The organism is Leifsonia sp. YAF41 (genome assembly GCF_052113185.1).
GTDB lineage: Bacteria > Actinomycetota > Actinomycetes > Actinomycetales > Microbacteriaceae > Cryobacterium.
This window is the reverse complement of the sequence record NZ_JBFRCS010000009.1, coordinates 339,271-364,000: the sequence shown is the minus strand read 5'-3', so window position 1 is coordinate 364,000 and position 24,730 is coordinate 339,271. Positions and strand designations below refer to the sequence as shown.

General features: G+C 62.2%; 27 protein-coding genes. 12 read left to right on the top strand and 15 right to left on the bottom strand.

Translation table 11 applies throughout. The annotated features are described in order from the left end of the window. Nucleotides 1–83: 83 nt before the first annotated feature. The 3 genes from AB4Y63_RS12310 to AB4Y63_RS12300 form a co-directional block, all read right to left on the bottom strand. The gene (locus AB4Y63_RS12310) at nucleotides 84–425 is read right to left on the bottom strand and encodes a cupin domain-containing protein (protein WP_441791335.1); all 342 of its coding nucleotides are present in this window, start codon (nucleotides 423–425) and stop codon (nucleotides 84–86) included. Beyond that, nucleotides 422–880 carry a GNAT family N-acetyltransferase gene (locus AB4Y63_RS12305; RefSeq protein ID WP_441791334.1) on the bottom strand — a complete coding sequence of 153 codons (459 nt, stop codon included), beginning with the start codon at nucleotides 878–880 and terminating at the stop codon, nucleotides 422–424. Before AB4Y63_RS12305 ends, AB4Y63_RS12310 begins: the two co-directional genes overlap by 4 nt. 99 nt (nucleotides 881–979) lie before the next feature. Beyond that, the gene (locus tag AB4Y63_RS12300; RefSeq protein WP_441791333.1) at nucleotides 980–1,402 is read right to left on the bottom strand and encodes an ASCH domain-containing protein; all 423 of its coding nucleotides are present in this window, start codon (nucleotides 1,400–1,402) and stop codon (nucleotides 980–982) included. A gap of 99 nt (nucleotides 1,403–1,501) precedes the next feature. Between AB4Y63_RS12300 and AB4Y63_RS12295 the strand changes: the two genes are divergently transcribed. Further along, a complete protein-coding gene (locus AB4Y63_RS12295) occupies nucleotides 1,502–1,720 on the top strand; it encodes a hypothetical protein (protein ID WP_441791332.1) in 219 nt (72 codons plus the stop codon). Between the two features lie 76 nt (nucleotides 1,721–1,796). On the opposite strand, the gene AB4Y63_RS12290 is transcribed toward AB4Y63_RS12295, so the two are convergent. Then, nucleotides 1,797–2,258 (bottom strand): hypothetical protein, encoded by a 462-nt coding sequence (locus AB4Y63_RS12290; RefSeq protein WP_441791331.1) that lies wholly within the window; start codon nucleotides 2,256–2,258, stop codon nucleotides 1,797–1,799. A gap of 260 nt (nucleotides 2,259–2,518) precedes the next feature. On the opposite strand from AB4Y63_RS12290, the gene AB4Y63_RS12285 reads away from it, so the two are divergent. Together AB4Y63_RS12285 and AB4Y63_RS12280 are read left to right on the top strand one after the other, a co-directional pair. After that, a complete protein-coding gene (locus AB4Y63_RS12285; protein ID WP_441791330.1) occupies nucleotides 2,519–3,121 on the top strand; it encodes a class I SAM-dependent DNA methyltransferase in 603 nt (200 codons plus the stop codon). Between the two features lie 86 nt (nucleotides 3,122–3,207). Further along, a complete protein-coding gene (locus AB4Y63_RS12280) occupies nucleotides 3,208–3,771 on the top strand; it encodes a GrpB family protein (RefSeq protein ID WP_441791329.1) in 564 nt (187 codons plus the stop codon). A 145-nt stretch (nucleotides 3,772–3,916) separates the two neighbouring features. Here the strand turns inward: AB4Y63_RS12280 and AB4Y63_RS12275 are convergent, their stop codons facing one another. The 5 genes from AB4Y63_RS12275 to AB4Y63_RS12255 form a co-directional block, all read right to left on the bottom strand. Then, complete coding sequence (locus AB4Y63_RS12275; protein ID WP_441791328.1) at nucleotides 3,917–4,402, bottom strand: hypothetical protein; 486 nt, start codon at nucleotides 4,400–4,402, stop codon at nucleotides 3,917–3,919. Between the two features lie 326 nt (nucleotides 4,403–4,728). Beyond that, nucleotides 4,729–5,292 (bottom strand): hypothetical protein, encoded by a 564-nt coding sequence (locus tag AB4Y63_RS12270; RefSeq protein ID WP_441791327.1) that lies wholly within the window; start codon nucleotides 5,290–5,292, stop codon nucleotides 4,729–4,731. Nucleotides 5,293–5,376: 84 nt separating this feature from the next. Continuing rightward, nucleotides 5,377–6,024 (bottom strand): NUDIX domain-containing protein, encoded by a 648-nt coding sequence (locus tag AB4Y63_RS12265; protein ID WP_441791326.1) that lies wholly within the window; start codon nucleotides 6,022–6,024, stop codon nucleotides 5,377–5,379. Nucleotides 6,025–6,150: 126 nt separating this feature from the next. Next, complete coding sequence (locus AB4Y63_RS12260) at nucleotides 6,151–6,399, bottom strand: hypothetical protein (RefSeq protein ID WP_441791325.1); 249 nt, start codon at nucleotides 6,397–6,399, stop codon at nucleotides 6,151–6,153. 158 nt (nucleotides 6,400–6,557) lie between these two features. Continuing rightward, nucleotides 6,558–6,947, bottom strand: a complete 390-nt coding sequence (locus AB4Y63_RS12255; RefSeq protein ID WP_441791324.1) for a GNAT family N-acetyltransferase — start codon at nucleotides 6,945–6,947, stop codon at nucleotides 6,558–6,560. A gap of 540 nt (nucleotides 6,948–7,487) precedes the next feature. On the opposite strand from AB4Y63_RS12255, the gene AB4Y63_RS12250 reads away from it, so the two are divergent. Beyond that, nucleotides 7,488–7,712, top strand: a complete 225-nt coding sequence (locus AB4Y63_RS12250; protein WP_441791323.1) for a hypothetical protein — start codon at nucleotides 7,488–7,490, stop codon at nucleotides 7,710–7,712. Between the two features lie 142 nt (nucleotides 7,713–7,854). On the opposite strand, the gene AB4Y63_RS12245 is transcribed toward AB4Y63_RS12250, so the two are convergent. Beyond that, a complete protein-coding gene (locus tag AB4Y63_RS12245) occupies nucleotides 7,855–8,286 on the bottom strand; it encodes a bleomycin resistance protein (RefSeq protein WP_441791322.1) in 432 nt (143 codons plus the stop codon). A 184-nt stretch (nucleotides 8,287–8,470) separates the two neighbouring features. On the opposite strand from AB4Y63_RS12245, the gene AB4Y63_RS12240 reads away from it, so the two are divergent. Then, entirely contained in the window at nucleotides 8,471–8,941 is a 471-nt protein-coding gene (locus AB4Y63_RS12240) for a hypothetical protein (RefSeq protein ID WP_441791321.1), read from the top strand. Then, nucleotides 8,931–9,242: a transcriptional regulator gene (locus tag AB4Y63_RS12235; RefSeq protein ID WP_441791320.1), complete on the top strand. Its 312-nt coding sequence runs from the start codon at nucleotides 8,931–8,933 to the stop codon at nucleotides 9,240–9,242. Before AB4Y63_RS12240 ends, AB4Y63_RS12235 begins: the two co-directional genes overlap by 11 nt. Before the next feature lie 109 nt (nucleotides 9,243–9,351). On the opposite strand, the gene AB4Y63_RS12230 is transcribed toward AB4Y63_RS12235, so the two are convergent. After that, a complete protein-coding gene (locus AB4Y63_RS12230; protein WP_441791319.1) occupies nucleotides 9,352–10,101 on the bottom strand; it encodes an alpha/beta fold hydrolase in 750 nt (249 codons plus the stop codon). Nucleotides 10,102–10,674: 573 nt separating this feature from the next. On the opposite strand from AB4Y63_RS12230, the gene AB4Y63_RS12225 reads away from it, so the two are divergent. Continuing rightward, nucleotides 10,675–11,628, top strand: a complete 954-nt coding sequence (locus tag AB4Y63_RS12225) for an alpha/beta fold hydrolase (RefSeq protein ID WP_441791318.1) — start codon at nucleotides 10,675–10,677, stop codon at nucleotides 11,626–11,628. Nucleotides 11,629–11,800: 172 nt separating this feature from the next. Next, a complete protein-coding gene (locus AB4Y63_RS12220; protein WP_441791317.1) occupies nucleotides 11,801–12,781 on the top strand; it encodes a Dyp-type peroxidase in 981 nt (326 codons plus the stop codon). 12 nt (nucleotides 12,782–12,793) lie between these two features. On the opposite strand, the gene AB4Y63_RS12215 is transcribed toward AB4Y63_RS12220, so the two are convergent. The 3 genes from AB4Y63_RS12215 to AB4Y63_RS12205 are packed head-to-tail and all read right to left on the bottom strand — an operon-like array spanning nucleotide 12,794 to nucleotide 16,391. Continuing rightward, the gene (locus AB4Y63_RS12215) at nucleotides 12,794–14,377 is read right to left on the bottom strand and encodes a multicopper oxidase family protein (RefSeq protein WP_441791316.1); all 1,584 of its coding nucleotides are present in this window, start codon (nucleotides 14,375–14,377) and stop codon (nucleotides 12,794–12,796) included. A gap of 2 nt (nucleotides 14,378–14,379) precedes the next feature. Continuing rightward, complete coding sequence (locus tag AB4Y63_RS12210) at nucleotides 14,380–16,029, bottom strand: SulP family inorganic anion transporter (RefSeq protein WP_441791315.1); 1,650 nt, start codon at nucleotides 16,027–16,029, stop codon at nucleotides 14,380–14,382. Beyond that, nucleotides 16,026–16,391 carry an ArsR/SmtB family transcription factor gene (locus tag AB4Y63_RS12205; protein ID WP_441791314.1) on the bottom strand — a complete coding sequence of 122 codons (366 nt, stop codon included), beginning with the start codon at nucleotides 16,389–16,391 and terminating at the stop codon, nucleotides 16,026–16,028. The genes AB4Y63_RS12210 and AB4Y63_RS12205 overlap by 4 nt, the downstream gene beginning before the upstream one ends. A 335-nt stretch (nucleotides 16,392–16,726) precedes the next feature. Between AB4Y63_RS12205 and AB4Y63_RS12200 the strand changes: the two genes are divergently transcribed. Beyond that, nucleotides 16,727–19,993 carry an ATP-binding protein gene (locus tag AB4Y63_RS12200; RefSeq protein ID WP_441791313.1) on the top strand — a complete coding sequence of 1,089 codons (3,267 nt, stop codon included), beginning with the start codon at nucleotides 16,727–16,729 and terminating at the stop codon, nucleotides 19,991–19,993. Between the two features lie 68 nt (nucleotides 19,994–20,061). Then, complete coding sequence (locus tag AB4Y63_RS12195) at nucleotides 20,062–21,468, top strand: FAD-binding oxidoreductase (RefSeq protein ID WP_441791312.1); 1,407 nt, start codon at nucleotides 20,062–20,064, stop codon at nucleotides 21,466–21,468. Nucleotides 21,469–22,145: 677 nt separating this feature from the next. On the opposite strand, the gene AB4Y63_RS12190 is transcribed toward AB4Y63_RS12195, so the two are convergent. Beyond that, nucleotides 22,146–23,225 (bottom strand): DUF4238 domain-containing protein, encoded by a 1,080-nt coding sequence (locus tag AB4Y63_RS12190; RefSeq protein WP_441791311.1) that lies wholly within the window; start codon nucleotides 23,223–23,225, stop codon nucleotides 22,146–22,148. Between the two features lie 133 nt (nucleotides 23,226–23,358). Between AB4Y63_RS12190 and AB4Y63_RS12185 the strand changes: the two genes are divergently transcribed. Then, the gene (locus AB4Y63_RS12185; RefSeq protein ID WP_441791310.1) at nucleotides 23,359–23,487 is read left to right on the top strand and encodes a hypothetical protein; all 129 of its coding nucleotides are present in this window, start codon (nucleotides 23,359–23,361) and stop codon (nucleotides 23,485–23,487) included. 246 nt (nucleotides 23,488–23,733) lie between these two features. Beyond that, complete coding sequence (locus AB4Y63_RS12180; RefSeq protein ID WP_441791309.1) at nucleotides 23,734–24,393, top strand: DUF6338 family protein; 660 nt, start codon at nucleotides 23,734–23,736, stop codon at nucleotides 24,391–24,393. The last annotated feature ends 337 nt before the right edge of the window (nucleotides 24,394–24,730 follow it).

The window sequence follows — 24,730 nt, the reverse complement described above, 5'->3', positions numbered from 1 at the left end:
ACGAGGCGGGCCACGCAAATCGTCTGAGCGACGCGAGATCGAGCGGCGCAAGCGGATGGTGCCGCGTGCACAAACAGAACAGCTCAGTGTTCTTGGGCCACCGGCGTAAGCACTGGTTCTTCTCCGGGACTAGACAGGAAATAGCCCAGGAACGTGACGCCCTCGGAAGTCGCATCAAACCGATCGATCAGGATGCCCGCGGGCTCGTAGAAGACGTCTCCCACGCGCAGCACTGTTTCGGGCCCGCCATCGACCTGGAAGTAGACAGAGCCAGCTTCGATCGATCCAAAGACCGGGCCGTTGTGATGATGGGGGCCGCCAGCAACGTCGGGCAGCAAGGTAATGCGACGCACCTGGACGGATGCCGTCACCTTGTTGTCGAGAGCCTGTTCAAGAAGGGTTGCCCGTACAACTGGCTCAGTCATGCTCTGATCCTGTCTGAATCGACGGACTGGTACCTGAACAGGACGGAATCACGCCGCTTGAATCCAGAAGCCTCGTACAGGCGGATCGCGGATTCTCGGGACGGGCGCGACGTCAGGTCCAGGCTCCGCACACCCACTGCCCGTGCTCTGACGATCATGGCCTCCAACAGCTGGCGGGCGATCCCTCGACCACGCGCGGCTTCATCCACCACGACGTCATCGATGTGCCCTCGGAGCCCCGTCGGAATCGGAAAGGTGACGAGTGTGGCCATGCCCACAACCCGACCAGCGAGACGCGCAAGGAAGAGATCGACTGACTCGTTCTCCACCATCCGATTGAGAAGGTCACGGTCGAACACCGCTGTCTTCGAGAGCTGCGGGAGCAATCTGTGAATTTCTTCTGCGAGATCGTTGTCGGCGAACGTGACGATTGAAATGGTCAACTCATCTTCCATAGGGAGAGGCTATCTGTGACGAAACAGCCTGCCCCCTGCAGATCAATGGAGGAACCCTCCGCGCCGCCATTGGCGAGTGGACGTGTGACGTGGTGTGGCTCAAAGCAACTTGGTGACGCGGAACCGTTCAAGGACCACCATCGTGTCGTCATTCACAGCGAATGATTGATCTCCAAGGAAGTTGCGCATCTCCTCGCTGTGCCAGAACCGCTCGTGTCCAGCGCGCCAGTCAGCAACCGACGAATGTCCCTCGCCCTCGTCGCACGCATGCTCCAACGGAACGTCGGCCAGGCGAACGTAATCGACGGCTGTGGTCTCGATTACCGCGACCGCCTTCTCCGCCGAGTCGACAACAACTTGCCGTGCACCAAGCTGCGGAAACGACTCGTTCTCTAACTCATACTCCACAGCCATGGAGGTCGTCGACGTCTTGCTCCCGTCGAGAATCGCGCAAACAAGTTGGTCACGCAACGGGCCGGGGAAGGCGAATTCAGAGCGGGGCAAATCGTCGTACTCGTTCATTCCTTGAGTCTGTCGGCAGCGCCAGAGGAAAGCGAGTCCCGTCCAGGAAAAGAACCTGTACCGGCGACGGATGAGTCGGTCGCGGGTACGTTGGGAAACGTGACTAGTCGTACCGGGCGCATCGCCCTGATCACCTCCGGCGTGATCGCTTTGATCCTTGGTGGAGTGTGGGCCGGGCAGGGCATGAATCTGATCCCGGGAAGTGTCATGACAGGTAGCCGCATGTGGCTTTTCATCGGGCTCATCATCGCCATCGTCGGCATCATCCTGATTGTGCTCGGCCTACGCCGGCCAGGGCACGGCCGCGCGAGCAAGTGAGACCCCAACTGTCGCGAGCCTAGACGGCGCTCCGACGCACGCTAGACGCACCCCCTACGAGGAGAAGCCTGGCCGTTCATTGGAGCGGTTGGCGCTTGATGGGCTTCCAGCGCGGAGCTTCTTGCACCGTCAGAGGGGGCACTCGTCGCAGCAAGATCGACGACCTGAAGTAGAAGAACGCCAATGACGCATCGACTATTGCACCAAGCACGCCGGCAAATGTGAGGTCGCTCGGTCCTGAGGCCGCCACGAACATACCGTTGGCGGAGCTCAGGATGAGTAGCGACCCAATGACGAAACCGGCTCGCGGCCGAGAGGTCATCCTCCACGAGGCGCGTGGCGGGTCAATTGGTTCGCCAGCACCCCGGAAGGATCGCACCCCTACGAAATAGAGCAGGACGGTAAGCAGGTTTGCAACCACTGCGTAAATTGGATCAGAAAGTAGGTGCGAAAGAATTCCGCCGTTGAGCACGAAGAGCGATCCAACGCCGATGGCAATGTAGGCGATTTTCCAACGCGTCTTACGAAGGCGGAGCATGGGCTGAGCCTAGCGGGACGACAAATCTACTGGCGTCGTGGAACCTACGCAGGGTGCCGCAACAGGGACGTCGTGCGGGCGCCCAAACGACTTGATCAGTTATCGGAGCCGTGACCACGGCAGGGGCCCGCAAGCGGAACCCCYATCGGACGAGTGCACGGCTTGCTCACCGCTACTGACCGGCGTCGTTGGTCCCGTAGATTCGAGGTATGCCTTCAAATGTCAGTTCGTGGAGTGAAGTTGGGGACACGTACGACGTAGTGGCTGAGTCATATGCGCAGTTGTTAGCCGATACGGCGTATGAGTCGCCACTCGACCTCGCGATGGTTCGCCACTTCGTCGCCGAGCTCGGAGAAACCAGTGGAGCCCGGCTCCTCGACGCCGGCTGCGGAGCGGGACGGATGATCACCTTCATCGACGCGATCGCCAGCTTCGATATCGAGGGCGTGGATGTCTCGTCGCGCATGGTCGAGCTGGCACAGAGAGCTCACCCCGCTCGAAGGTTCTCCATTGCTGATCTGAAGGATCTTCCCTATGAGAACGCTCACTTCGACGGCGTGCTCGCCTGGTATTCCATCATTCACACCCCGACGGTCGAGCTTGCCTCCGTGCTCAGCGAGCTGCACCGCGTACTTCGCCCCGGTGGGTACGCGCTTTTCGGCTTTCACGTCGGAACTGGGGAGCGCATCATTCGGCACGCATACGGGCACGACGTCACCCTTCAATCTCAGTTGTATGACGACATCGCTGTGCAGGATGCGCTCGAGGACGTGGGTTTCACCGTTGCCGCCCGACTACGCCGCGGGCCGCGCGCGACTGAGGCGTACCCACAGGCATTCCTGCTCGCACGACGTCCGCTCTGACCTGACAGGCATCCCGACCCACCGTCACGTCGCTCGCCCGTTGGCCGAACCCACTGCATTGGCAGCGTAACTGAGAGAATTGCGTCATGAGTGCTGAGATGGACGCGCGACTTGACGAGGTATTGATTGGCGGGCGAGAAGAGCGTCCCATCGTGATCGTAGATTCTGACGACGAATGGCCAAAGCGTTTCGAACAACTGGCTTATCAGATCAAGAATGCGCTTGGCAACGGGGCCCTTTCGGTTGAACACATCGGGTCAACGGCGGTTCCGGGGCTCGCCGCGAAACCGATCATTGACATGCTGCTCATCGTCCCCGATGTGACGGACGAAAGCGCGTACGTCACGCCACTCGAGTCGAAGGGTTTTTTCCTCCGAGTCAGAGAACCGCGGCATCGGATGCTCAGAACGACGGAGAAAGACGTTCATGTGCATGTCCTCGAGCCCGAGTCTGAGGAAATCGACGACTACCGCGATCTGCGCGACTGGCTTCGAATCAACAGTGCCGATCGCGGTCTCTATGCCACCACAAAGGAAAGGCTGGCACAGCAGCGGTGGAGTGACATGAACTACTACGCGGATGCCAAGAGCGCCGTGGTCCAACAGATCCTGTGTCGTGCGCGCGATTGGCGCGCGACCAAGCGGGCCTGAGTGTATTGCCGGCCTGGCGCCGCGGAGCATCCTCGCGCGTACACACGAGAGGAACGCTATCCGAGCAGCACTATTGCCCGTGGAACATTGCCTCGATAGTTGACGAAGACATTGAGCATCTGCTCATCAGATTTCAGGTCTACGACTACGCGTCAATTGAACGATAGGGCGCGTATTGGCAGTGTCGGCCCCATCGCGTCCACCCGGGTTGAGGAATGAGAAGCGCCAGACAACCAGACCAGCCCGTTTCCGATTCTGTTGATCCGTTCGGGAGCGAGACCGTTACTCGGGAACGAAACGCGCCAAAGCGTTCTTCCACTCGACCGGCAATGATTGAGGCAATGAGATCACGGGCTAGCCCCATATCGGCTTCATTGTCCCAGCCGAGTTCCCACGTCCCGCCGTTGTGCCCCGCGCTGAGAGCTAGCCACTGGTCCACTGCAAGCGATATCGCGAGCGCGTCTGGTCGCTTAGGGCGGATGTCAATCATCAGCCACGAGTCGGTGGTGGATTCGTCGACTCGCGCAGCCGGGCCGGCGAGATTTCGCGCGAGCTGAGCGAGGTCTGTCATAACCGCCCGTGTGTGAGCTTCGAATGCATCCATGTCGGCATCGACCTCATGATCGTCCATCGCCTGACTATCCCACGAACATGGATAAAGGTGGCGCTACCGTCGCTGATGTCCGAAAGTCGGACGCCAGCGCGGCATCGTGCCGTGTCTTTGGGGAAACCCCCTACGGAGCAATTAGGAACGAAGGCTCCCGTCGGCGTTCACAGAAGTGGATCCCTGGGTTCCTGCTATCTCTGAGCAACTGGGCGCTCAAGGCAGGCATCCAGATATCCAATAGTCAGCTTTCATGAGAAGCGCGCCTCTACCGGAGCAGGCGAGTGCTTCCGTGAAAGGAGGACATACCTCCGCCAGCAAATCGCGTCCGTGAACGCAACAGAATCAGCTGCTCAACCGTCCCAGCCACGCAGGAGCTGAAGTCTGGGTCGGTTGTCCGTTCCGACACCGAGCTGCACGCTCGTATCGTAGCTGCCGTCCTCGATACTCCAGACGGCATCGATTCGGGCGAAACCGCCGAACGACTCACCACGCGACGCAGATCCACCTGACAGATTTTCTGGCATCGTCGTTCCTTCCGGCCAGCGAACCGTTGCCCACTCCGAACCGGACTTCAGCGACTTGGTTGCGCCAGACTCGACAACTTCTGCTCCGGAAGGGAAGTCGATTCCCGAGAGTTTCTGGACGTACCGCACATCGAGGGCGGAGCATTCTGATGGCGAGAGAACGAAACAATGACCCTTTGGATTCCCGTCAAGATCCAAGACAAGCGGAGAGAGCGCGGCACGGCCTAGGAAGTACACCCCCACGACACAGACAACTACCAGGCAGGCTAGGACGGCCAGCACTGCTGCCTTCCCGAACCAGTTCCCCCGCACAGCAGACACCGGCTCGACTGATTCAGTTAAGCCGAGGGTTTCAAACCCGAGCGCTGGGCTTGTTTTGTTCGTGTCCACAAAGGCAGACTACTGTCGCGTAGGTGCGCCGCAATGGTGCTCGCGAGTAGCGCCAAGAAGTGACCTCCAAGAAGAACGCCCTGGTCAGTGCGGAGGACCTTCACTGATACGGGTTTCAACCGTCGACGCGAGGTACAGAAACGGCGGTTGCCGCGTCAGTGGGGGAACGGGATTGTCCGCTGTTGCCGTCTCCCGGAACGATCTGACTCCGCTAGCTAGCAAAATGCGGCGGCCGTTTTGGTGTCCGGAAGCGGCACGTCTACCGGTCACTGTCGGGAATGTATTGCGCGTCGTCAAGCACGAGGTCGATCCACTCAAATCGCTCGAGTGCCGGATTTCATCGCGACAGAACCAACCCACCTCCGAAACCTCGTCAGCTTCGGCGGCCGTCGGCTCTTCTTTCAGGCGACAAAGATAGGCAGTCGTGACATAGCTGACCATGTCACCGTTGGGATACTCGTTCATCAGGCTTGCGCCGCCATAGCTGTCAATTACCGCGCAGATCTCGATTTCGACACCGAGTTCTTCACGAACCTCGCGCATCAATGCAACGCGCGGCGCCTCGAGTGGTTCCACGGCCCCGCCGACAAACCCCCAGCGATTTCCGGCAACGTGCCGCGCCAGAAGATAGCGATCGGCATCATCTCTGATGACAGCAGTCACTCCAGGAAGGACAAGCAGTCGGGGTCCAATCAGCTGTCGCAGCTGCGAGACATATTCGGAAAGTGGCATGGCAGGAGGCTATGGCATGAGGCACTGAGCCGAGCGACTGCAAACCGAACCTTCAACGGGGACGTCAAGCTGGGAACTTGATACGGATCGAAAGCCAGGGCGACGCGGGGTCGCGCATCAGCAGAACTAGTTCGTCCGGCGCTTGGTCCGACGAGGTTTCTTGCGCGCTTTTCGGTCAGGCCCGAGCGGGGCGGAGTCAGATTCCGCACCTGGAAGAATGACGGGCATGAACGCTGACGACGAATTGCCTCCGCCAGTTGCAGATTTTACGACATCAAAAACGATCAGAACCAGCGTCAAGGCGCCTTGGCCGATCAGGCGCGCAATTGAGAGCAACCGCCTGGAGGAAGTGCTGATCTGACGTTCAGTCTTCATGAGTTCTTCCTTGTTGGACTGCTGAGTGCCTTCTGGTTCCCGCGCATAACAGCGCCAAGTCCAGTCTCGCAGCACTGCCGGCCATGCTAGCCGCCGACCGCACGTGTCCGCTCCCGCCTTCTCGCTGACCGACCGGAATCGGAAGGCTCATCGAGTCATCAGGGCCGAGGCGGAGAGCTGGGGGCGCGTGGCGGTGCTACTAAGAACACATCGATCGAGTCTTCGCGCTCGAAAACGAATCCGTTGCGCTCGTAGAGGTGTCGCGCAGGGCTCCCTTGAAGCACGTTCAGTCGAAACGGACGATGGTCCTCATGCTCGGCCATGATCTGACGGAGAACCTGGCCGCCGAGGCCTCGGCCCTGGTGAGTCGGTTGTAGGTAGAAGTGCTCAATCCAGATCGAGTCGCTTTCCGGTCGAACGGCGATGAGTCCAGCCTTCTCGTCGTCTATTTGGATGACCGAGGTGTGGGCACTTTCGAATGCGTCCAGAAAACGTTGGCGGACCCGTAATGGATCCCATCGGCCCAACCTTTCCAGATCGGCGCGCATGACTTCGGCTCGGAGTTCCGCCATCCAGAGGGCATCGGACTGCTTACTGCGCGAAAGTGACCAATCGAAAGTCATGAGGTCAATGCAAGCGTACGAACCACGCGACCGTCAAAGGCGCGCGCGTAAGGCGGACTTCGTGCGGGCGCCGAAACGACTGGACCAGCCATCGGAGCGATGACCACGAGATTCGCCCAAAAGCCCAACCACTGGCGGGGCAGTGCCCCGGCTGGCCCGCGCGACCACGGTCACATGCTGGGCCGTATTGTGAGGTTATGCGTCTGAGCAAAGTCACTCTGTTGACCTTGATCCTTTCGATCACGTTCCTAATTGCGGGCGCGGTCGTCGTCACGAACACTAATCTCGGTATTTTGGGATGGGTTCTTATCCTGATCGGGATTCTGGTTGAAGTTGTCGCCGTCACAAGTAGACGGGCAGGACACCCATAGCCCTGTGCTCAGAAGCCACGCGCTGCCGCGCTTCCCGTGGTCAGGCCGCACCATTCCGGCGGCCGCCGGCGGGGCGATGGAATAGTCTTCACGCATGCGGACACGTCATTCTCGAAAGTGGGTCTGGTGGGCATACGCGATGCTCGCGGTCGTCGCTGCCGTCCTCATCGCGGTCGGCACAACCCTGCGAGAAACGGTTGATGCGCCTTGGGCGCACATACTCGGAGCTGTCTTGCAGGTTGCGACCGTCATCGTCGGCGGACTGGTGTCATTGGCGATTCAGAAGCGCCGCCGTCTGATGCCCCCTGCGGAAGAATGAGAGTAATCGCACCGACCCTGCTTGTCTCCGTGCCGCAACGGGAACCCTCAGCCGGTCATCGGAGGTGTCCATAAGTAGATGGTGTTCAACCGGGCGCCTGATCGCCGCCGAACGAGCTTGTGAGCCAGAAGCAGTAGCTGGACTACCTGGATACGGGTCGGCGACCGCGAGACGATTGGAAGCGGATGAGGTACCCGTCGGGGTCTGTTACAAGAAATTGGTCCACCCCGGCCTCTTCGTCGCCGATGCGGTACCACTTCGTCTCTGGCTGCATAAGGAGCTCGATACCGGCATGCTCGAGGACTGAGGCCAGGCGCGTGGTGGTGGGGACATTGATCTGGAAGTTGATTCCGCGCCCAAGCGGAGCCTCAAGCGGGCCAGTGATCCAGTTTCGACCGACGCCGATCTGCTCCAGCATGAGGTGGGCGGAGCCGAGCGCGATGTAAGCGAAACGCTCTTCGGGCCGCGAGTAGCGAACTTCGAAACCGCACAGATCGCGCCAAAAGACGAGGCTGCGATCAATGTCGACGATCAAGAGTTCGGGGACAAGCGCCGGTTCGAATGCTTCAGTCATAAGGCCATCGTCGCACCGCCCGTAAGTCGGACGCCGTGCAGGCGCCCAAACGATTGAAACGTCCATAGGTGCGATGACCCCGAGAGATGCCCGCAAGCGGGAACGGCTACAGCGCAGGTTTCAACGCGAGACTCGGACCCGAATTGTGTTGCTTAACTGGGAGGCAAGTGATTCACTTGATCGCATGGATAGTGCCCATTTCGGCCCGCATGACGCCGCGTTCGCTCGCGAGGCGCTTGACACGATCGCCGTCGATCGCCGTCGGCTGGCTGTTCGGTTCACGGCTGAGACCTGGTGGGCTGCTCCGGCACAGGCTCTCGCGGTCGCCGCGGTAGTCGCCGCGCCGGCCGCGGGCGTCGCCGGCCCAATGAGCGTCGTAGCCGCGCTTGCCACTATCGCCCTCGTCGGCATCGAGCACCGCTTTCGCAAGCGGACCGGGATCTCGACCAACCGCCCGGCCGGCCCGGCAAGTCTGGCAGTACTGATCGTGCTGTGCACCATGATCGTTGCTGCCTTCATCATCTCCCTCGTCCTCGCAACGATGGGCGAACGCTCCTGGATCATCGCCTCGACGTCCGCCGGGTTCATAGTCATGCTCGTCGGCGTCGCGATCTACGACAGGGCCTATGCTCGGGACCTGCGGCGTGTCCGCTGACCCGCGCTTTGATGAGGCGATCCACGCATTGACACGGCTGCGGCTCTGCGCGCTGCTCCGGCCGCTGGACGCCGCCGACTTCGGCACCCTCGTCAATACCCTCGAAGTGAGCGAAGCGAACCTTTCCAAAACCATCCGCAACCTCATCGAACTCGGCTACGTGCACACCTCGAAGCAGACATCGCCCGAACGAGCGGACTCGCGTCGTATCACGACCGTCTCACTCACCTCTCGAGGACGAGCGGCGTTCGACGGGCACATTGCAGCGCTACGGGAGCTCGCTGATACAGAAGCGCTCTAGCGCCGGCAAGCCGGACGTCGTACGGGCGCCGAAATGACTGGATCAGCCATCGGAGCGATGACCACGAGACTCGCCCGAAAGCCCAACCTCTACTGAGGTTTAGTTTTAGCTATTGCCGAGAGAGCCAAGCGGCAACACGGCCGTTGAACCAGTCTGGGCGTTGCAGCGGGATCCCGTGGCCACAGCCATCGACAATCTCAATCTCGCTACCAGGGAGGGCCGTGTGAATGGCCACAGCGGAGTCACGCATCAAGACGCGTTCCCGCCGTCCGACCATCACGAGTGCTCGACCGCGAAACTCTGACCATGCTGCCGGTAACTCGAATCTCATGTTGTCCCCGACGGCTGCGAGCAGCGTGGCTTTCGTAATATGGGCACTTGTGTCGATGTAATCTTCCATCAACTCCGGAGGCACAAACAACTCCCGAGCCTGCAGTCGGGCGAACCTTCGATTTCGTGCCAGGGGTGCGGCGGCCCCGAGCGCGCGAAGGGTGAGTCCGGCAAAGGGCATCGCTTTTGCCTGTGCACTGACAACCATCGCCCGGTCTACGAGATCGGGGTACGTGGACGCAAGTTCGACAGTGAGCTGTGCACCCAACGAGAATCCGACTACCGCAGCGGGAGCCGAGCCGCCACGCAACAGCACCTGGCTGAGAACATCGACTGTTTCGATGTGGGATCGGTACGGTTCATCGGCGCTCTGGCCATGGCCGGGAAGATCGGGTACGAGCACTTTGTACTTCGATTCGAGTCGCCCGCGAAGTGAGTTCCACATCCACCCGGCTACTCCGCCGCCGTGCAGAAGAAGCACTGGAGAACCGTCTTCGGGGCCGAACTTGCTTACATGCATATCGCTCATGCTCTCACGCAGGTTTACGATGCCATGCCCAGGGGCATATTGAAGCGCCCGAATACCGGACCCCGAATGGGACACCGTTGTCGACCTCGCGACCACTCATACGCGGTTTCAGTGGTGCCCGCAAGATGGAGGCCAAACGGTCATCGGCGCGCAGAACAAGCGAAGCAAGCCTCCAACTTGTGCGCCTTTTGCGCATGCCCCGCCCGATGAGGATTCTCACGCAGATGCGCCAATTGCGACAAAGAGAAGTGCGGCTGGAGCATGCGCCTCGACATCGCTGGCGAGTGCCGAGCAGCGTACGGGGCTGATCGCCGGGCCGATCACCGGAAGATTTCGTACCAAAGGTCCATGCGCCAACCGGACACATGGGCACTCGTGGGGACGCGCCTCCGGGCACGCGCTTTTAGCGTGAGAACACTGCACTGTTCTGACCAAAGGAATCCCGCGTGCGCATCCTCTCTCGGTGCTCGAATCTCAGACCGAGCGAGCCGAGTCTCACACCCATCTCTCCCACGGGCGCGCCCGCTGGGCTCGTTTCAACGTTCCGGCCCATTACACAGAAATTGGATCCCCATGAAAAAGCCTCTCAGAATCGCCCTCACAACGGTCGGCAGCCTCGCCGCGATTGTTGCCCTGGCGTTGGCCGCCACCTCGATCATCAACGTTGTTGCGACCAACGCAGAAGCCGAAAATCTTGAACCCTACGGGCAGTTCGTGCCTGTCGACGGCAAGAAGATGAACGTGATGATCAGCGGCCAGGGCGACGAGACGATCGTGCTCCTGCCCGGTTTTGGCACCGGATCCCCCTCGCTCGACTTCTCGCCGCTGATCATGGAGCTCGAGTCGAGCTACCGAGTGGTCGTGATCGAGCCGTTCGGCTATGGCCTGAGCGACCCCACCGAGAAGGAGCGCACCACCCAGAACATCGGAAATGAGGTGCACAAGGCGTTGCAGGCGCTCGACATCGACAAGTACATTCTGATGGGCCACTCGATCGCGGGCATCTATGCACTCGACTACACCACCACCTACCGCGACGAGGTCACCGCCTTTGTCGGCATTGACAGCAGCGTGCCGGGTCAGCCCGACGTTGACATGGGGTTGTCGATCGACGCGCTCAAGGCTGCGAAGTCGCTCGGCCTCCTGCGCCTGCTCCTGTCGACCAGCGGCGACATCTACGCGGACTCCCCGCACAGCGAAAAAGCCAAGGAGCAGATGCGAATCCTTACGTTCAAGAACTCGTTCTCATCGACTTATCTGAACGAGATGGGTCAGATGAATTCCAACTTCGCTGCGGCCCGGGGCACAACGTTCCCGAAGGATCTCCCCGTTTTGCTCTTCGCAAAGGCTGAGACGCCGGGGGTTCCGAATTGGGTCGAGCTGCACGAGGAGCAGGCGGCAAGCGTTGACCGCGGCAAGGCAATCATCCTCGAGGGCCTGCACCACCTGCACCACACCCTGTCGAAGGAGATCGCGGAGGACACCCGGCGGTTCCTGGCCGAAGTGACGCCGGCTTCTGCGCAGTAGCACTCGCTCGACCGACGCCTCGCTCCATCGGCGCCCAGCACGGCGCCGTGAGGAGGGGGACTGTGTGCGAGAACGAACAGAATTGCCGTCCGGCACAAGAGTGCCGATCAGTTGTCCTGCGTGCCTGACCGCGGATAGCGTGGACGAATGAGCGATGCTGACAGGGGCCGGCATGACACCGATTGAACCGCACTCCACCGGACAACCAGCGACGGAGCGCGTGCCGATCGAACCGCAAAGCGTCGATGCGCCCCTGACGCGCTCCGCAATCTTCCTCGTGCTTGGCGTTGCCGATGGAGGCGACGCGATTGGCACAGTGCGCGGTGTGCTCGCCGATATTGACGGCCTCGTCAAGACGGTCGGGTTCCGGGACCTTCGCGCGCGACTCTCCTGCACAGTCGGAATCGGTAGCCAGGTCTGGACGGCGCTGACCGGGAGCGAACAGCCACTGGAGCTGCACCCCTTTCGTGAGATCGCCGGCGTCACGCACACGGCGATTGCCACGCCGGGAGATCTGCTCTTCCATATCCGATCCGACCGCCAGGATCTCTGCTTCGAGCTCGAGCGGCTGTTGCTCGAGTCGCTCGGCGCCGCAGTCGCCGTTGTCGACGAGGTATCCGGATTTCGATACTTCGATTCCCGCGATTTGCTTGGGTTTGTCGACGGCACGGCCAATCCCGTCGGGCCGGGTCTCCCGGCCGCGACCCTTGTCGGTGAGGAGGACGCCGCGTTCGCTGGCGGCAGTTACGTCGTCGTTCAAAAGTACTTGCATCCGCTCTCGGCCTGGCAATCGCTGACCACCGAACAGCAGGAGGCGATCATTGGACGGCGCAAAGCCGACGGTGTCGAACTCGACGACGCGGTAACGGGGCAGAAGTCGCACAAGACGCTTGCCACGATCACTGATGACGCAGGTGAGCACGACATCCTTCGTGACAACATGCCGTTCGGGCGCCCCGGCAGCGCAGAGTTTGGCACCTACTTCATTGGCTACTCACGTCATTTGTGGGTCATCGAACGGATGCTGGAACGCATGTTCATCGGGGACCCGCCCGGCACCCACGACAGGCTCCTTGATTTCTCTACGGCACACACTGGCTCCACATACTTTGTGCCACCCGCCACGCTACTTCGCGCTCTCGACAGCTCATGAGTTGGTGACGACTCAATGGTGCATTTCGTCGTCGAGGGGGAGGGATGCAGCTGAGTGCTCCCCGTCGGTGAGCACATACTGCGCCATCATGCCTTGGTCTTCGTGCCACAGCATGTGGCAGTGGTACATGTAAGGGGTCGTCGGGTCGGCAAAGGAGCTGAACGGCACGATGAGTTCGACGGATTGCCCCGCGGGTATGAATACGGTGTCTTTCCAGCCCCGGTTCTGAACTGCCGCTGCTTCGTCATTCATAGCGTTGACCGCGAACTGAGTTCCGTGGATATGGAAGTTATGGGCACGGTCAGAGGAATTCGAGACCGTCCACAGCTCGGTGGCGTTGGCGGCGATCATGGTATCGACACGGTTCATGTCCATTGCCCGGCCATTGATCGTCGTGTCGCCGAGTGTGAAATGACGTTCGGTGGCGGCATCCGTCTTGTGAGGGAGCGCTGTCGAGGACAGCGCGACCGGAAGCTCTCGTGTCGTCGCGCTGGTCGCTCGGGTGATGCGGAGAAGATCCAAGGTGTTTTCGGCGCCGGAGGTGATGTTGTCGCCGTGACTCATGCCGAGATCGTGCGGCACAGAACGAAGAATCAGATCGGCGTTCCGTGGCACCGGAATGAGGATTTCGGCGCGTTCGGCGGGGGAGAGCAGCAGACTGGTGAGCGGCTGAGGCGAAGGCAGAAGGCCCCCATCGGTGCCGACGAGGTAGAAGGTCTGCTGGGCCTCGAGCTCCACGTTGTAACAGCGAGCCGCCGAGGCATTGAGGATGCGAAAGCGCACGAGGCTCGTGCTCGCCTGAAAGTGCGGCTGGTAGGTGCCGTTGACGATCACGGTGTTGCCGATCCGACCGATGGGCGCAGTGACAGGCGTCCCTGCAAGCGTGCCCCCGGACTGCACGGTGACATCCTGAATAATCAGCGGGATGTCATCCACGCCGTAGTCGGACGGCAAGCCCGACGGACTGTCCGACAACGCGTCGTCGATAAGGAACAGGCCGGCCATGCCTCGGCTGACCTGTAACTCGGTTTGCCCGTGCGGATGCGGGTGATACCAGAGTGTCGTCGCTGGTTGGTCGATCTGCCAGGCCGCAGTCCACGTAGTTTCGGGCATGATGCTCTGGTGTGCGGTGCCGTCCTGGCTGGCGGGCAGAATCATGCCGTGCCAGTGCGCTGTGGTCGGCATCTCGAGGTCGTTCGTGACCTGGATACGAACGTGTTCTCCGCGAGCGGCTCGTATCGTCGGTGCAAGGTGGGTGCCGTTGAACCCCATCGTGGCGAACACGACACCGGGCACGAGTTCTGTTTCGCCGGCCTTGGCGCTCAGCCGGAAGACCCGTTCGCCGTCGACGATTTCCGACTCCAGCAGCGGCGGGATGCGCAGGGGAGTGGCGAAGGATGACCCTGGGTTCTGCGGATGTCCCTCGGTGAGCCAGTACCCGCCCGCTCCGATGGCAGTGAGCGTGCCCAGACCGACGAGGAACGTTCGACGGCTGATCCGGATCGGAGGTGGACCATCCGTTGGTGTCTGTTGGCCGCTGCCGCTGCCGCTGCCGCTGCCGCTGCCGCTGCCGCTGCCGCCGGCGCTCTTGCTCACGCTCATACGGTGGCGTTGGCCGCTCGACTGATGTGGGAGCGGGCATGGACGATCGCGGGCTCGAGTTCGACAAAGAGGTGGTTGGAGTGGCGGAGTGATCCAATCACGCCGAGTCGTTCAAGGAGGTGCAGGTGTTCGGGCCTGATGCCTTTGATGAGCACCGTGACTCCGCGTCGTTCCAGAGCGGTGACGAGTTCGGTGAGGGTGTGCGCGCCGGTGGCGTCGATGAGTTGCAGTTGGGACAGGCGCAGAATCACAACCTCGATACCTTCGTGGGCATTGATGCGGTCGAGGATTCGTTCGGCGGCTCCGAAGAAGAGCGAGCCGTCGATGCGGAACAGTGCGATCCGTTCATCGCCGGCCACGGGGGAGCCCGGAAGCTCCTCGCGGTGAACTCCGCTGGCCGTGCTGAGGGCGCGCAGGGCGAAGAACGCGGCAGCCGCGATACCGATGCCGACGGCAATGATGAGGTCGAAACTCACCGTGATGATGGCGGTGAGCACGAACACGATCGCGTCGGAGCGGGTCGAGCGCATCACCTGCTTGATGATGGTGGGCGAGATCATCCTGGCCGCGGTGACCATGAGCACCCCTGAAAGGGCGGCCAACGGGATTACCGAGACCACGTTCGCGGCCAGATAGACGACGGCGAGGAGGGCGAGCGAATGCACGATCGCCGATGCCCGCGTTCTGGCGCCGGATCGCACGTTGACCGCGGTTCGGGCGATGGCGCCGGTGGCGGGCATCCCGCCGAAGAACCCCGACGCGATCGAGGCGAGTCCTTGTCCGACGAGTTCACGATCGGCGTTGACCGGGCCGGTGTCAGCCATGGACGCTGCAACTCTGGCCGACAACAGCGATTCGATCGCGGCCAAAGCCGCGACGGCGAAAGCCGGACCCAGCAGGCTCAGCAGGCCATCCGCATCCATCGTGGGCAACATCGGGAGTGGGAGCGCGTGAGGCAACTCACCGATCGTGTCCAATGGCAGACCGAGGAGGGATGCGCCCAGCGTCACGATCACGATCGCCATGAAGGATGCCGGAAGTCGACCGCTGATGCGGCCGAGGAGCAGCATGATGAGCGCGACAGCTGCAACCGTGGCAAGCGGGATGAGAGCGGTTGGCCAATCCGCGCCTCGAACAGATTCGATGGCGGCGATCACGGCATTGGTACTGTGCCCGGCCCCGCTCATGCCGACTGCGGCAGGGACCTGCTGGAGAAAGATGATCACACCGATTCCGACGGTGAATCCCTCGATCACCGGCCAAGGAATGTAACTCACCGTTCGCCCCAGACGAAGTGCGCCGGCGAGCAACACGATGACGCCCGCGAGGATGCTGATGAGCACCACGGCACCGGCGCCGTGGCTGACCACGATCGGGGCGAGCACCACCACCATCGCCCCGGTCGGTCCCGACACCTGAACATTCGAGCCACCGAACACCGCGGCGACCAAACCGGCGACGATCGCCGTGATGAGACCTGCTTCGGCGCCCACGCCGGAGCTCACTCCGAATGCCAAAGCAAGAGGGAGTGCCACGATTCCGACCGTGACACCCGCAACCAGGTCGCCGCGCCAGCTCCGGCGAAGCTCCCGGTAGTCCCGAAGGCTGGGTAGCAACGATCTCATCGACCGCGAGGAGGCTGTCATGGAGCAGGGGAGATCGCGGGCAGAGTGAGGGCAGAGGCCTGGTGTCTCTGCGAATCCTGGAGCAACTCCGAAAGCAACAGACGGGCCACTCGCAACAAGTCGGCGACCTGAGGGAAAGCCAGACGGTAGTAGACGACACTAGCTCGTCGTTCGGACACCACTAACCCGTAACGGCGGAGCACCGAGAGGTGCTGCGAGAGATGCGAAGCCTCTAGTCCGGTCTCGGCGAGCAGGTCTGAGACAGGTACCTCAACGACACCCGCGAGAATCTCGAGCACCCGGATGCGGTAGGGGTGGGCGAGGCCCTTGAACAGATTCGCCTTGATCTCGTACAGGGGCCGCTCATCGCTGCCGAATACCATTCGTCTCCTCGTGAATTCGATGTGATCCTGCGAAATGGTGACTTGATGGATTCATCATACCGCTTTGATCCTGACAAATTGCCAGGGCCGGACACTCGGAATCCCGCGGTACTTGCGGTGAAGAAGGAGTGCGGCTTTTGCCAACCTACTTCGGACACACAGGAGCGACGACCTGGATTGGCTGACTCAGAGGTTCCCTGGAATCGGAACAGACGAACGCATCGCACCTTCCATCGAGCATCGGCTGTCTGCGAGCGGCGCGAGGTCAGGGGCAGCGGTGCGCGGGAAATTTCTTTGTTCGACAAGACCGGGAGACGGGCGGATACTGAAAGATCATGATGCCATCCCACAGCGGGCTGAGTATCCAGCTGCTCGGCTCGTTCACCATTCAAGTCAAAGGGAACACCGTCGAGAACGGCCACTGGCGACTGCGGAAGGCTCAGACCCTGGTGGCGATGCTGGCGTTGGCGCCCAGTCAGCGTCGTCGTCGCGAACAGGTACTGGACCGTCTGTGGCCTGACCTGGGGCCGGTGGCCGCCGCACGGAATCTGCATCAGACCCTGTACGTCGCCCGTCAAACACTCGCGGGGCTGGGAGCCGGAGACGACGGTTTGCTCGCCATCCGCGGTGGAGAAATTGTGCTCGATGACAGGGGACCGGTCGCAGTCGATGTGCTGCAGTTCGAGCGATTGGCCGTGGCAGCGTTGGCCTCCGGCGTCGAGGCAGGCCTGCGCGAAGCGGCCGACCTTTACGGGGGTGACCTTTTGCCCGATCTGCCAGATGCGGATTGGCTGACGACCCGGCGCAATGAGCTCCGGGAGACCCATCGGGAAGTACTGGTGAAACTGGGGTCTACGGTGGGGCGGCGCGCACCGGAAGAAGCGTTGGCCATCCTCACCCGTGCGCTCGAATCCGATCCGCTCCATGAGGGGGCAGTGCGCGCCCAGATGGTGGTACTGGCTGGAATGGGCCGGCGCTCGGAGGCACTGGCCCGTTATGAGCGGCTGGTCGAGGACCTCCTCGATGCGTTCGGGACCGACCCGGATGCCCGCACGGCTGGACTGTTTCGCGAGTTGTTGACCGGGTCGCCGCCCGAAGAACGCCCCCACCAGCCCGCCGAGCAGTCCGGCAACGAAGACGCCCTCGGCTCTCTCCCATCCCCGTTGACAAGTTTCATCGGGCGCGAGCGTGAACTCGTTGACGTCGAGCGGCTGATCGGCCGTGCCCGCCTACTCACCCTCATCGGGGCCGGCGGCAGCGGCAAGACCAGGCTGGCGCTGGAGGCCGCGAAGAACGTTCGTTCCGGTTTCGTGGACGGGGTCTGGTTCATCGACCTCGCGGGGGTTGGGGAGTCGCTACTGGTGGCCGACGCCGTAGCCGAGGTGCTCGGGTTGGATTCCGGCGCGGCATCAAACCGCGTACAAGCGCTGGTCGACCAGCTGCGGCGACGTTCGCTGCTCCTCGTTCTGGACAACTGCGAACATCTGCTCGTGGCCTGTGCGCAACTCGTCGTCGCGTTGCTGGCCGGATCTTCTGGGGTTAAAGTGATGGCCACTAGTCGGGAGCCGCTCCATGTCGACGGCGAGTACACCTTCCGTGTGCCGTCATTGACGGTGCCCTCGCCCATCGGGACCGACGCTCCCGACCTGGCCGAGCTGGGCCTTCTGCCCTCTGTTCGGCTTTTCGTTGAGCGGGCAGCGCAGGTGCGGCCGGGTTTCGCCCTCGACCCCCGCAACGTCCACGGCGTGACCGAATTGTGCCGACGGCTCGACGGGATGCCGCTGGCCCTGGAATTGGCGGCGGCCAGAACGGCCGTTCTCGAGCCTGCCGAGATCGTGCAGCGGCTGGGCGATGCCTTGTCCATCCTTGGTGCAGCAACCAACGGCGTTACGCGGCATCAGACGCTGCGCAGCACCCTGGAATGGAGCCACGGCTTGCTCACCAAACCGGAACAGGTTCTGTTGCGTCGGCTGTCGGTGTTCGCGGGTGGATTCACTCTCGACGCCGTAGAGGCAGTCTGCACTGACCCGCCCCTCAAGCAAATCGAACTGCTCGATCTGTTGGCCAGGTTGGTGGACAAGTCTTTGGTGATCAGTGAAAGAAGAGCCGCTGGGACCCGATACCGGCAGTTGGAGACGGTCCGCCAGTTTTGCATCGAGAATCTCGATCGTGCGGGTGAGGCGGCTCAGCTGTCGGCAGCGCATTGCGCCTATTTCCTTGCCTTCGCCGTCGCCCACAATCCCGAACGGGCCACCGGAGTGGTCATCGAACAGCCGAAGCTGCTCGACCGCGAGCACGACAACCTGCGCTCCGCGCTGCGCTGGTCGTGCGCCCACGAGCCAGAGACCTCGCTCCGGCTCGCCGCGAGCCTGTGGCGGTTCTGGTTTCTCCGCGGTCACGCGATCGAAGGAGCGCGCTGGGTGGAGCGTGCCCTGGCGGTGGCACCCGACCCGACCCGGCCTCGCGCGGCCGCCCTGATAGGTCTGACTGGGCTGGACAGTAGGCAGGGTCGCAGCGATCGGCATCGGGCCCTCGGCGCGGAGGCCCTGGCGATCGTGCAGCAGATCGGCCAACCCGACGAGGTGGTAATGGCCCGGCTCGTTGAGACCTCACTCGCCTGGGGCACTTTCGACCTGGACGAGGCCGAACAGCTGGCAGCCGACATCCACGCCGAGGCAGTCGAGAGGGGCAAGGCCGAACATGCCGCTGCCAGCAGTTGGCTTCTCGGCCAGTGCGCGTTGTCCCGTGAGGACGGACCGTCCGCCGCCCGTCATCTGAACACCTGCCTGAGCGAGCTCGCCCAGTCCGAAACCAGCGCTCCTCCTTTCCTGCCGGTGATCACGCCGAGCCTGCAACTGGTCCCGATCGCCGGACGGTTGGTCCCCTGCGTCGAGGAGACCATGCTGTTGGGCAGGCGGGTCGGCGTCATCCAGGCCAAAGGCTATGTGCTGTCCGCGCTCGGCTACGCGGCCCGGCTGTCGGCGGACTCGCAGTCGGCGACATCCGTCGTCGCGGAGGCAGCCGAACATTTCGCGTGGCTGGGAGATGACCTGGCCCGGGCGCAGGCGCTTCACCAGCTGGGCTGTATTCAGCGCGACTGTGGCGACCACAGCGCGGCCGATGAGGCCCTGTCTTTGGCTCGGGAGCTCCGGCACGGCCTGGGCGACCGGCGGGGCGAGCTGCTGACCGAGCTTAACCTCGCCCTGCTTCGCGCCATGGGCGATGACATCGACCATGGCCTGACAGACGCTCGGCGTTGCCTTTCCATGTTCGAGTCTGCGGGAGACCAGGTGGGGCTGGGCGCCACCCTGACCATTCTGGGGGCCGTCGAACTGATCTCCGGGGAGGTCCGGGCAGCGCGGGAAATGTACAGGCGCGCGGCCGAAAAGGTGGCCCCTTGGCTACGGCTCACCGGCTGGCAGCGGTTGATGGTCGCCGAGCTGTCCAACGAGCTCGGCGACCCGCATCGGACGACCCGCGAAATTGACAGCGTTGCGGCGATTTTCGACCGAACGAGATGCGTCATCGCCGGTCAGCGACTGGCCGCACTGCGCAGGCGGGGCCAGGGTGGCGATGTTGAGATCGTGTTGAGTTCTCGTTGAGGCCCGGTCAATAGCGTTGCTCCCGGATCTGGCAAATGGATCCGACAAACAAACAGGAGGAACGCATCATGACAACGACGCAGACTGGGCCGACCCGCATCGGGGAGGCCACCATTGCAGAGTTCGCTGCGGGCCTGCGCGGCAGGGTCGTCCGGCCGGGCGACGAGGACTATGACCACGAACGCAGCGTCTGGAACGGGGCCCACGATCGCCGCCCGGCGTTCATCGCACTCTGTGCAGGCGTGGCCGATGTGATCCGCACGGTCGATTTCGCCCGAAGCGAGGGGTTGCCGCTGGCAGTTCGCGGCGGCGGCCATTCGATCCCCGGGTTTTCCACCGTCGACGACGGCATCGTGCTGGACCTCTCGCTGATGAAGGGGATCCGGGTCAACCCTGAACGCCGCCGCGTGGCGGCGCAGGCCGGCTGCACCTGGAAAGACGTGGACGCAGAGACCCAGCAATTCGGGCTTGCGGTGACAGGTGGCCTGGTGTCCTCGACCGGTATCGCCGGCTTCACCACCGGGGGCGGCATCGGCTGGCTCATGCGCAAACACGGACTGGCCTCCGACAACATGGTCGGCGCCGACGTCGTCACCGCTGACGGGCAGTTTGTTCACGCCAGTGCCAAGGAGCACCCCGATTTGTTCTGGGGGTTGCGCGGCGGCGGCGGCAATTTCGGTGTGGTGACGTCCTTCGACTATCAATTGCACGAAGTGGGTCCCACCGTCCTTTCCGGTCTGGTTTTCTACCCCGCCGATGAGGCGGAGCAGGTGTTGCGTGGCTACCGGTCGGCTTGCGCGGCGGCCCCTGATGAGCTGACGACGCTGGTCAACATGACCACGGCGCCGCCGGTCCCGTTCCTGCCAGAATCGGTGCACGGCAAGCCAGTCATCGCTGTGGCAGGGTGCTGGTCCGGCGATCCCAATGCCGGCGAGGCCGCCACCGCCCCCTTCCGGTCATTGGGCACGGTAATCGCCGATGTTTTCGCGGCGAACCCGTATGCGGGGTGGCAGCAGGCGCTGGACCCGCTGTACCCGCGCGGTGTGCACAACTATTTCCGCTCGGCATTCCTCCGCACCGCCGACGACGCGTCCGTGCGCGTGCTGCTGGACTCGTTTGCGGCATTGCCCAACGCTCTGGCGGAGATTCACCTGCACCACCTGGGCGGTGCAGTGGGCCGCGTTCCGGCCGACGCAACGGCCTTCGCGCTGCGTGACCAGGAATTCGTCGTCAACGTTATTGCCCGCACGCCGACGGCGGAAGGCTTTGCGGATGTCGTTGAATGGGCCCGGGGCGTGACGTCCGCTCTCGGCCCGGACGCTGCGGCCTACGTGAACTTCACCGGTGAGACCAATGCGGCGCTGGTCAGGGCGTCGTACCCGCCGGACACCTACCGACGTCTCGTGGAACTGAAGAACGAATACGACCCCACCAATCTGTTCCGGTTGAACCAGAACATCGCACCCACGGTATGAACGCATTGCCATCGTTGGTCCCGCGGTGGGAGCCGGAAGTGCAAGCGCCATCGCGATAAACGGATGGCTACTCAACAATGACCTCGATGCGCATCCGCGGCTCGGTCGAGACTGAGCCCCCCCAGCGCATCTCGTATAGCCAGGAGCACCACGATGTCCGATTCCTCTGCCAACCAGACCTCGGTCGCCTCGGCGCCGAAGTCGCCCTCGGTCCACGTTCGCGCCGTGAGCGCTTTCGGGTGGCTAGTTCAAACCAAGCGGCGGGGCTGGGTCGCGCTCGCCCAGAGTGCGTTACGGCGAGGTGACGATCAGCGAAACCTCGCCACTTCGTATAGACCGCCGCCGTGGTAGATGCTTGTTGGAATCTGTGTTCTCCGGCTCGGCAGCATCGAAGGAACCACTCAAGCGGCTTCCCGCCGGGATGAATCGCAAACACGCTGAGTTCTCAACAGTGGCAAAAGTCCGATCAAGCAGGTCATGTGACCAAATGTGTCCCGTGACAGGTCAGTCCGGACAATTTGCCAAGTCCGGACACCCGGAATTATGCGGATGTCACGTCGAAACCATCCACGATTCTTGCCACGCTACTTCGGACAAGCGAGGAAGACACCGCGTCTAGCGTTGAAGTGTCCGGCGCCAGGAGCCTGAGTGGCTCCCGTAACGGTGTCCGCATGCGTTCAGCGCTTGTCACCGACGTCGAACGAGTGGCCCGCCATGTGATCGAACTCGGCCGTTTCCGAGTCAAGCTGAGCGGCGAGCTCTTCGACAATGGTCACATCGAATGGATGGTTCGGCGCTGATGGCTCCGTGGCCCTCGGTGGGTGTTCAGTGAGCCACCGACGTTCGATTCCGAGCCCATATTCGAATGGCTCGTAGTTCAAGATCAGCCGTGGTGGTGCGGCAGGAAAGGCTTCGCCGGGGCGAGGATGTTTGGTGCGTTGTGTTACGAACTCGCGCGGGTCGTGGTCGGGATGAAAGAAGACGTGCTTGGTTGCGACTTCGACCATCGATTCGTTCAGTCCCATCCCGTGGCCAGCATGTAGTTGGAACCAATGGTCACGGTGGATCTGGTTTCTGTTGCGGTGCGCGCGGCCCGGTAGATAGAGAGCGCGATGTGGTCCGACGGGCAGATATAGATCCCAGAAGTCGATGGCTAAGGACTGATTATCGTGGTCCTGCCCGTTGAGGACGAGAACGGGGACGTCGCTGGTAAGTAGACAGGCGACGCTGAATCCGATGCCCCACGGGCGGTTGTAGATACCGCGGGCGATAGGCTCTGCCCATTTCACTATGTACTGGAGATGAGAATTCGCGCGGCTGATGCCGGTTGGAGGAACTCTTCCTTCGGCAGTGTCCGCAGCCGTGATTCGCTCTCGTTGCCGTGTCGTTCGAAGCACCTGCACGGCGAGCCACCACGAAAGCGCGGCTCGAGTCTTTTGTGAAGGAGGCCATTGGAGGGGAAGCGCACTGGAGTGTGGCCCGGATTCGCTGTCCAGAACTTCTCTGAAACCTTCAGCTGCATCACCTTCGATGAGCGATAGGAAGTCCTCCATGTCATGGAAGGGGATACCGTCTGGCGTTGTGCCCCAATAGAACCCCTTGCTGGCACCAACGTTTTCAGTTACCTGCATGAACGAATGGCGGAGGTCAGAAACGAGGGAAACGGAAAGCCGGTGCCCTGTCCCAGTCCCAACGGCAAAGCGGCGCAGGTACATCTGTGGAACAGTATGGTCATTAGTTTTCCCCGGTCGGATCATGTGATCAGTAGAGCAGGCGACACCCGGCTGAGGACGCCGACGCGTCGGTGTGGTCATCCTTGGCCGGGGGCGCCTCAGCGAAAGCTGCGAACAGCTTGGAATGCAAGGGCCTATCGCACCCATAGCAGCCCGCATGCTCGAAGACAGCGATAAGGCCAAGCACCACGCGAGGTGTGAGCTCCACGATGGCCAGTGGAACAAGATCAAGAACAAGAAGAAAAGCTACGGCCCGCAGCGCGATCACGGCGGGCTCCCACGCTGATRGGATCCTTCGATCGCATTGCGCGGTGGGCCGTCCCGACCGTCACTGCCGGACCCGGAGCAGCCGCGAGTGGCATCGTGCTTGACGGGCTGCGCTGGCGCTTGGAGCACCATCCGCGGCATCGAGGCCGATCACTTAGTAGAGAAATGGATGTGAAAGACTCGCTCGGAGTCAAGCGTCAACGTCGGGGAGTTGGCTGAACGGTCAGTAGCCTGTCTGGGTGACCTCTACTAGAAGCGGCAGCTGATGACGGTACCTACGGACGGCTTTGGGATCATCTCGTACCTTGCCTTGATCGTTCCGGGTGTTGTATTCATCCTGGTTCGAGCCCAGTTCCGTGGATTCCGAGACGTCGACCGCACCGTGGGCGGTCGCATACTGCTCGCGTTCGTGGTCAGTGTCATCTTCGACGCGATCTACGTTGCAATCCTCGGTCCGTTGGCTGTGCAGCGGCTGCAATCGGGTGCGCCCATCACGCCTAACGAGGTTTCGGCAGTGGCATGGCTCTTCATCGCGACTGGAATCGTAACCCCCTCGATCGTGTCCTGGGCCGTCTACGGCGACGGCAAGCTACTGCGGCCGCTCCATCAGGCAGCCAGAAAGCTCCGAGCACGTCTGACGGATTCCCGGTACGAGGCCACCCCGACTGCATGGGACCTGGCCGCGACTACCACTGACGCAAACTGGGTGCGAATCAGGATGAGCGACGAAGTGTGGGTTGGCGGTCGTTTCGGCAACAACTCGTACTTCAGTACCTATCCCGAACCGCGGGATATCTTCATCGAGGGGCAGTACGCGATGGGTAAGCAGGGAGAATTTTTGTCACCGGTTCCGAGCAGCGCGGGCGTGTGGGTGGCCGTCACCGATGAGTATCTAGTTGAATGGCTGCACGACGCCGACGAGTGAACGGATGCACATGGCCCCCAATGACAAGCAAGGCCCCGAACCTGTTGGTAAGGGTGCTCGGCCGCAGCGTTCCAGCGAAGGCGCGCGACCCCGGTCAGTGACGGGCAGCGGGTCAGGGACCGCCGCACCGTCCACCGGCAAGCCGCCGGCTGGTCCGTCCGGGGTGTCATCGCCGAAGAAGTAGGCCGCGCGATGCCGGCTACGTTCTCCAGCGAGAGCGGAATGCAGGTAGTGCGCTGAAGCCCCGTCATCGGGCCAGGAGCTGCTTCAACGCGGAGATACATTCGCGAGCCTGCTCGCGGTCGCTTGCTTTCGCCTCCTCGTAAGGTCGGCGTAG

Coding starts and splice junctions, on each gene's coding strand:
- AB4Y63_RS12245 (WP_441791322.1), bottom strand. CDS start 8,286: ATGACTGAAGCATTCGAACCGGCGCTTGTCCCCGAACTCTTGATCGTC.
- AB4Y63_RS12265 (WP_441791326.1), bottom strand. CDS start 6,024: ATGCCACTTTCCGAATATGTCTCGCAGCTGCGACAGCTGATTGGACCC.
- AB4Y63_RS12230 (WP_441791319.1), bottom strand. CDS start 10,101: ATGAGCGATATGCATGTAAGCAAGTTCGGCCCCGAAGACGGTTCTCCA.
- AB4Y63_RS12185 (WP_441791310.1), top strand. CDS start 23,359: ATGCTCGAAGACAGCGATAAGGCCAAGCACCACGCGAGGTGTGAGCTC.
- AB4Y63_RS12225 (WP_441791318.1), top strand. CDS start 10,675: ATGAAAAAGCCTCTCAGAATCGCCCTCACAACGGTCGGCAGCCTCGCC.
- AB4Y63_RS12250 (WP_441791323.1), top strand. CDS start 7,488: ATGCGGACACGTCATTCTCGAAAGTGGGTCTGGTGGGCATACGCGATG.
- AB4Y63_RS12190 (WP_441791311.1), bottom strand. CDS start 23,225: ATGATCCGACCGGGGAAAACTAATGACCATACTGTTCCACAGATGTAC.
- AB4Y63_RS12200 (WP_441791313.1), top strand. CDS start 16,727: ATGATGCCATCCCACAGCGGGCTGAGTATCCAGCTGCTCGGCTCGTTC.
- AB4Y63_RS12180 (WP_441791309.1), top strand. CDS start 23,734: ATGACGGTACCTACGGACGGCTTTGGGATCATCTCGTACCTTGCCTTG.
- AB4Y63_RS12255 (WP_441791324.1), bottom strand. CDS start 6,947: ATGCGCGCCGATCTGGAAAGGTTGGGCCGATGGGATCCATTACGGGTC.
- AB4Y63_RS12300 (WP_441791333.1), bottom strand. CDS start 1,402: ATGAACGAGTACGACGATTTGCCCCGCTCTGAATTCGCCTTCCCCGGC.
- AB4Y63_RS12280 (WP_441791329.1), top strand. CDS start 3,208: ATGAGTGCTGAGATGGACGCGCGACTTGACGAGGTATTGATTGGCGGG.
- AB4Y63_RS12220 (WP_441791317.1), top strand. CDS start 11,801: ATGACACCGATTGAACCGCACTCCACCGGACAACCAGCGACGGAGCGC.
- AB4Y63_RS12210 (WP_441791315.1), bottom strand. CDS start 16,029: ATGACAGCCTCCTCGCGGTCGATGAGATCGTTGCTACCCAGCCTTCGG.
- AB4Y63_RS12260 (WP_441791325.1), bottom strand. CDS start 6,399: ATGAAGACTGAACGTCAGATCAGCACTTCCTCCAGGCGGTTGCTCTCA.
- AB4Y63_RS12275 (WP_441791328.1), bottom strand. CDS start 4,402: ATGGACGATCATGAGGTCGATGCCGACATGGATGCATTCGAAGCTCAC.
- AB4Y63_RS12195 (WP_441791312.1), top strand. CDS start 20,062: ATGACAACGACGCAGACTGGGCCGACCCGCATCGGGGAGGCCACCATT.
- AB4Y63_RS12305 (WP_441791334.1), bottom strand. CDS start 880: ATGGAAGATGAGTTGACCATTTCAATCGTCACGTTCGCCGACAACGAT.
- AB4Y63_RS12290 (WP_441791331.1), bottom strand. CDS start 2,258: ATGCTCCGCCTTCGTAAGACGCGTTGGAAAATCGCCTACATTGCCATC.
- AB4Y63_RS12240 (WP_441791321.1), top strand. CDS start 8,471: ATGGATAGTGCCCATTTCGGCCCGCATGACGCCGCGTTCGCTCGCGAG.
- AB4Y63_RS12205 (WP_441791314.1), bottom strand. CDS start 16,391: ATGGTATTCGGCAGCGATGAGCGGCCCCTGTACGAGATCAAGGCGAAT.
- AB4Y63_RS12310 (WP_441791335.1), bottom strand. CDS start 425: ATGACTGAGCCAGTTGTACGGGCAACCCTTCTTGAACAGGCTCTCGAC.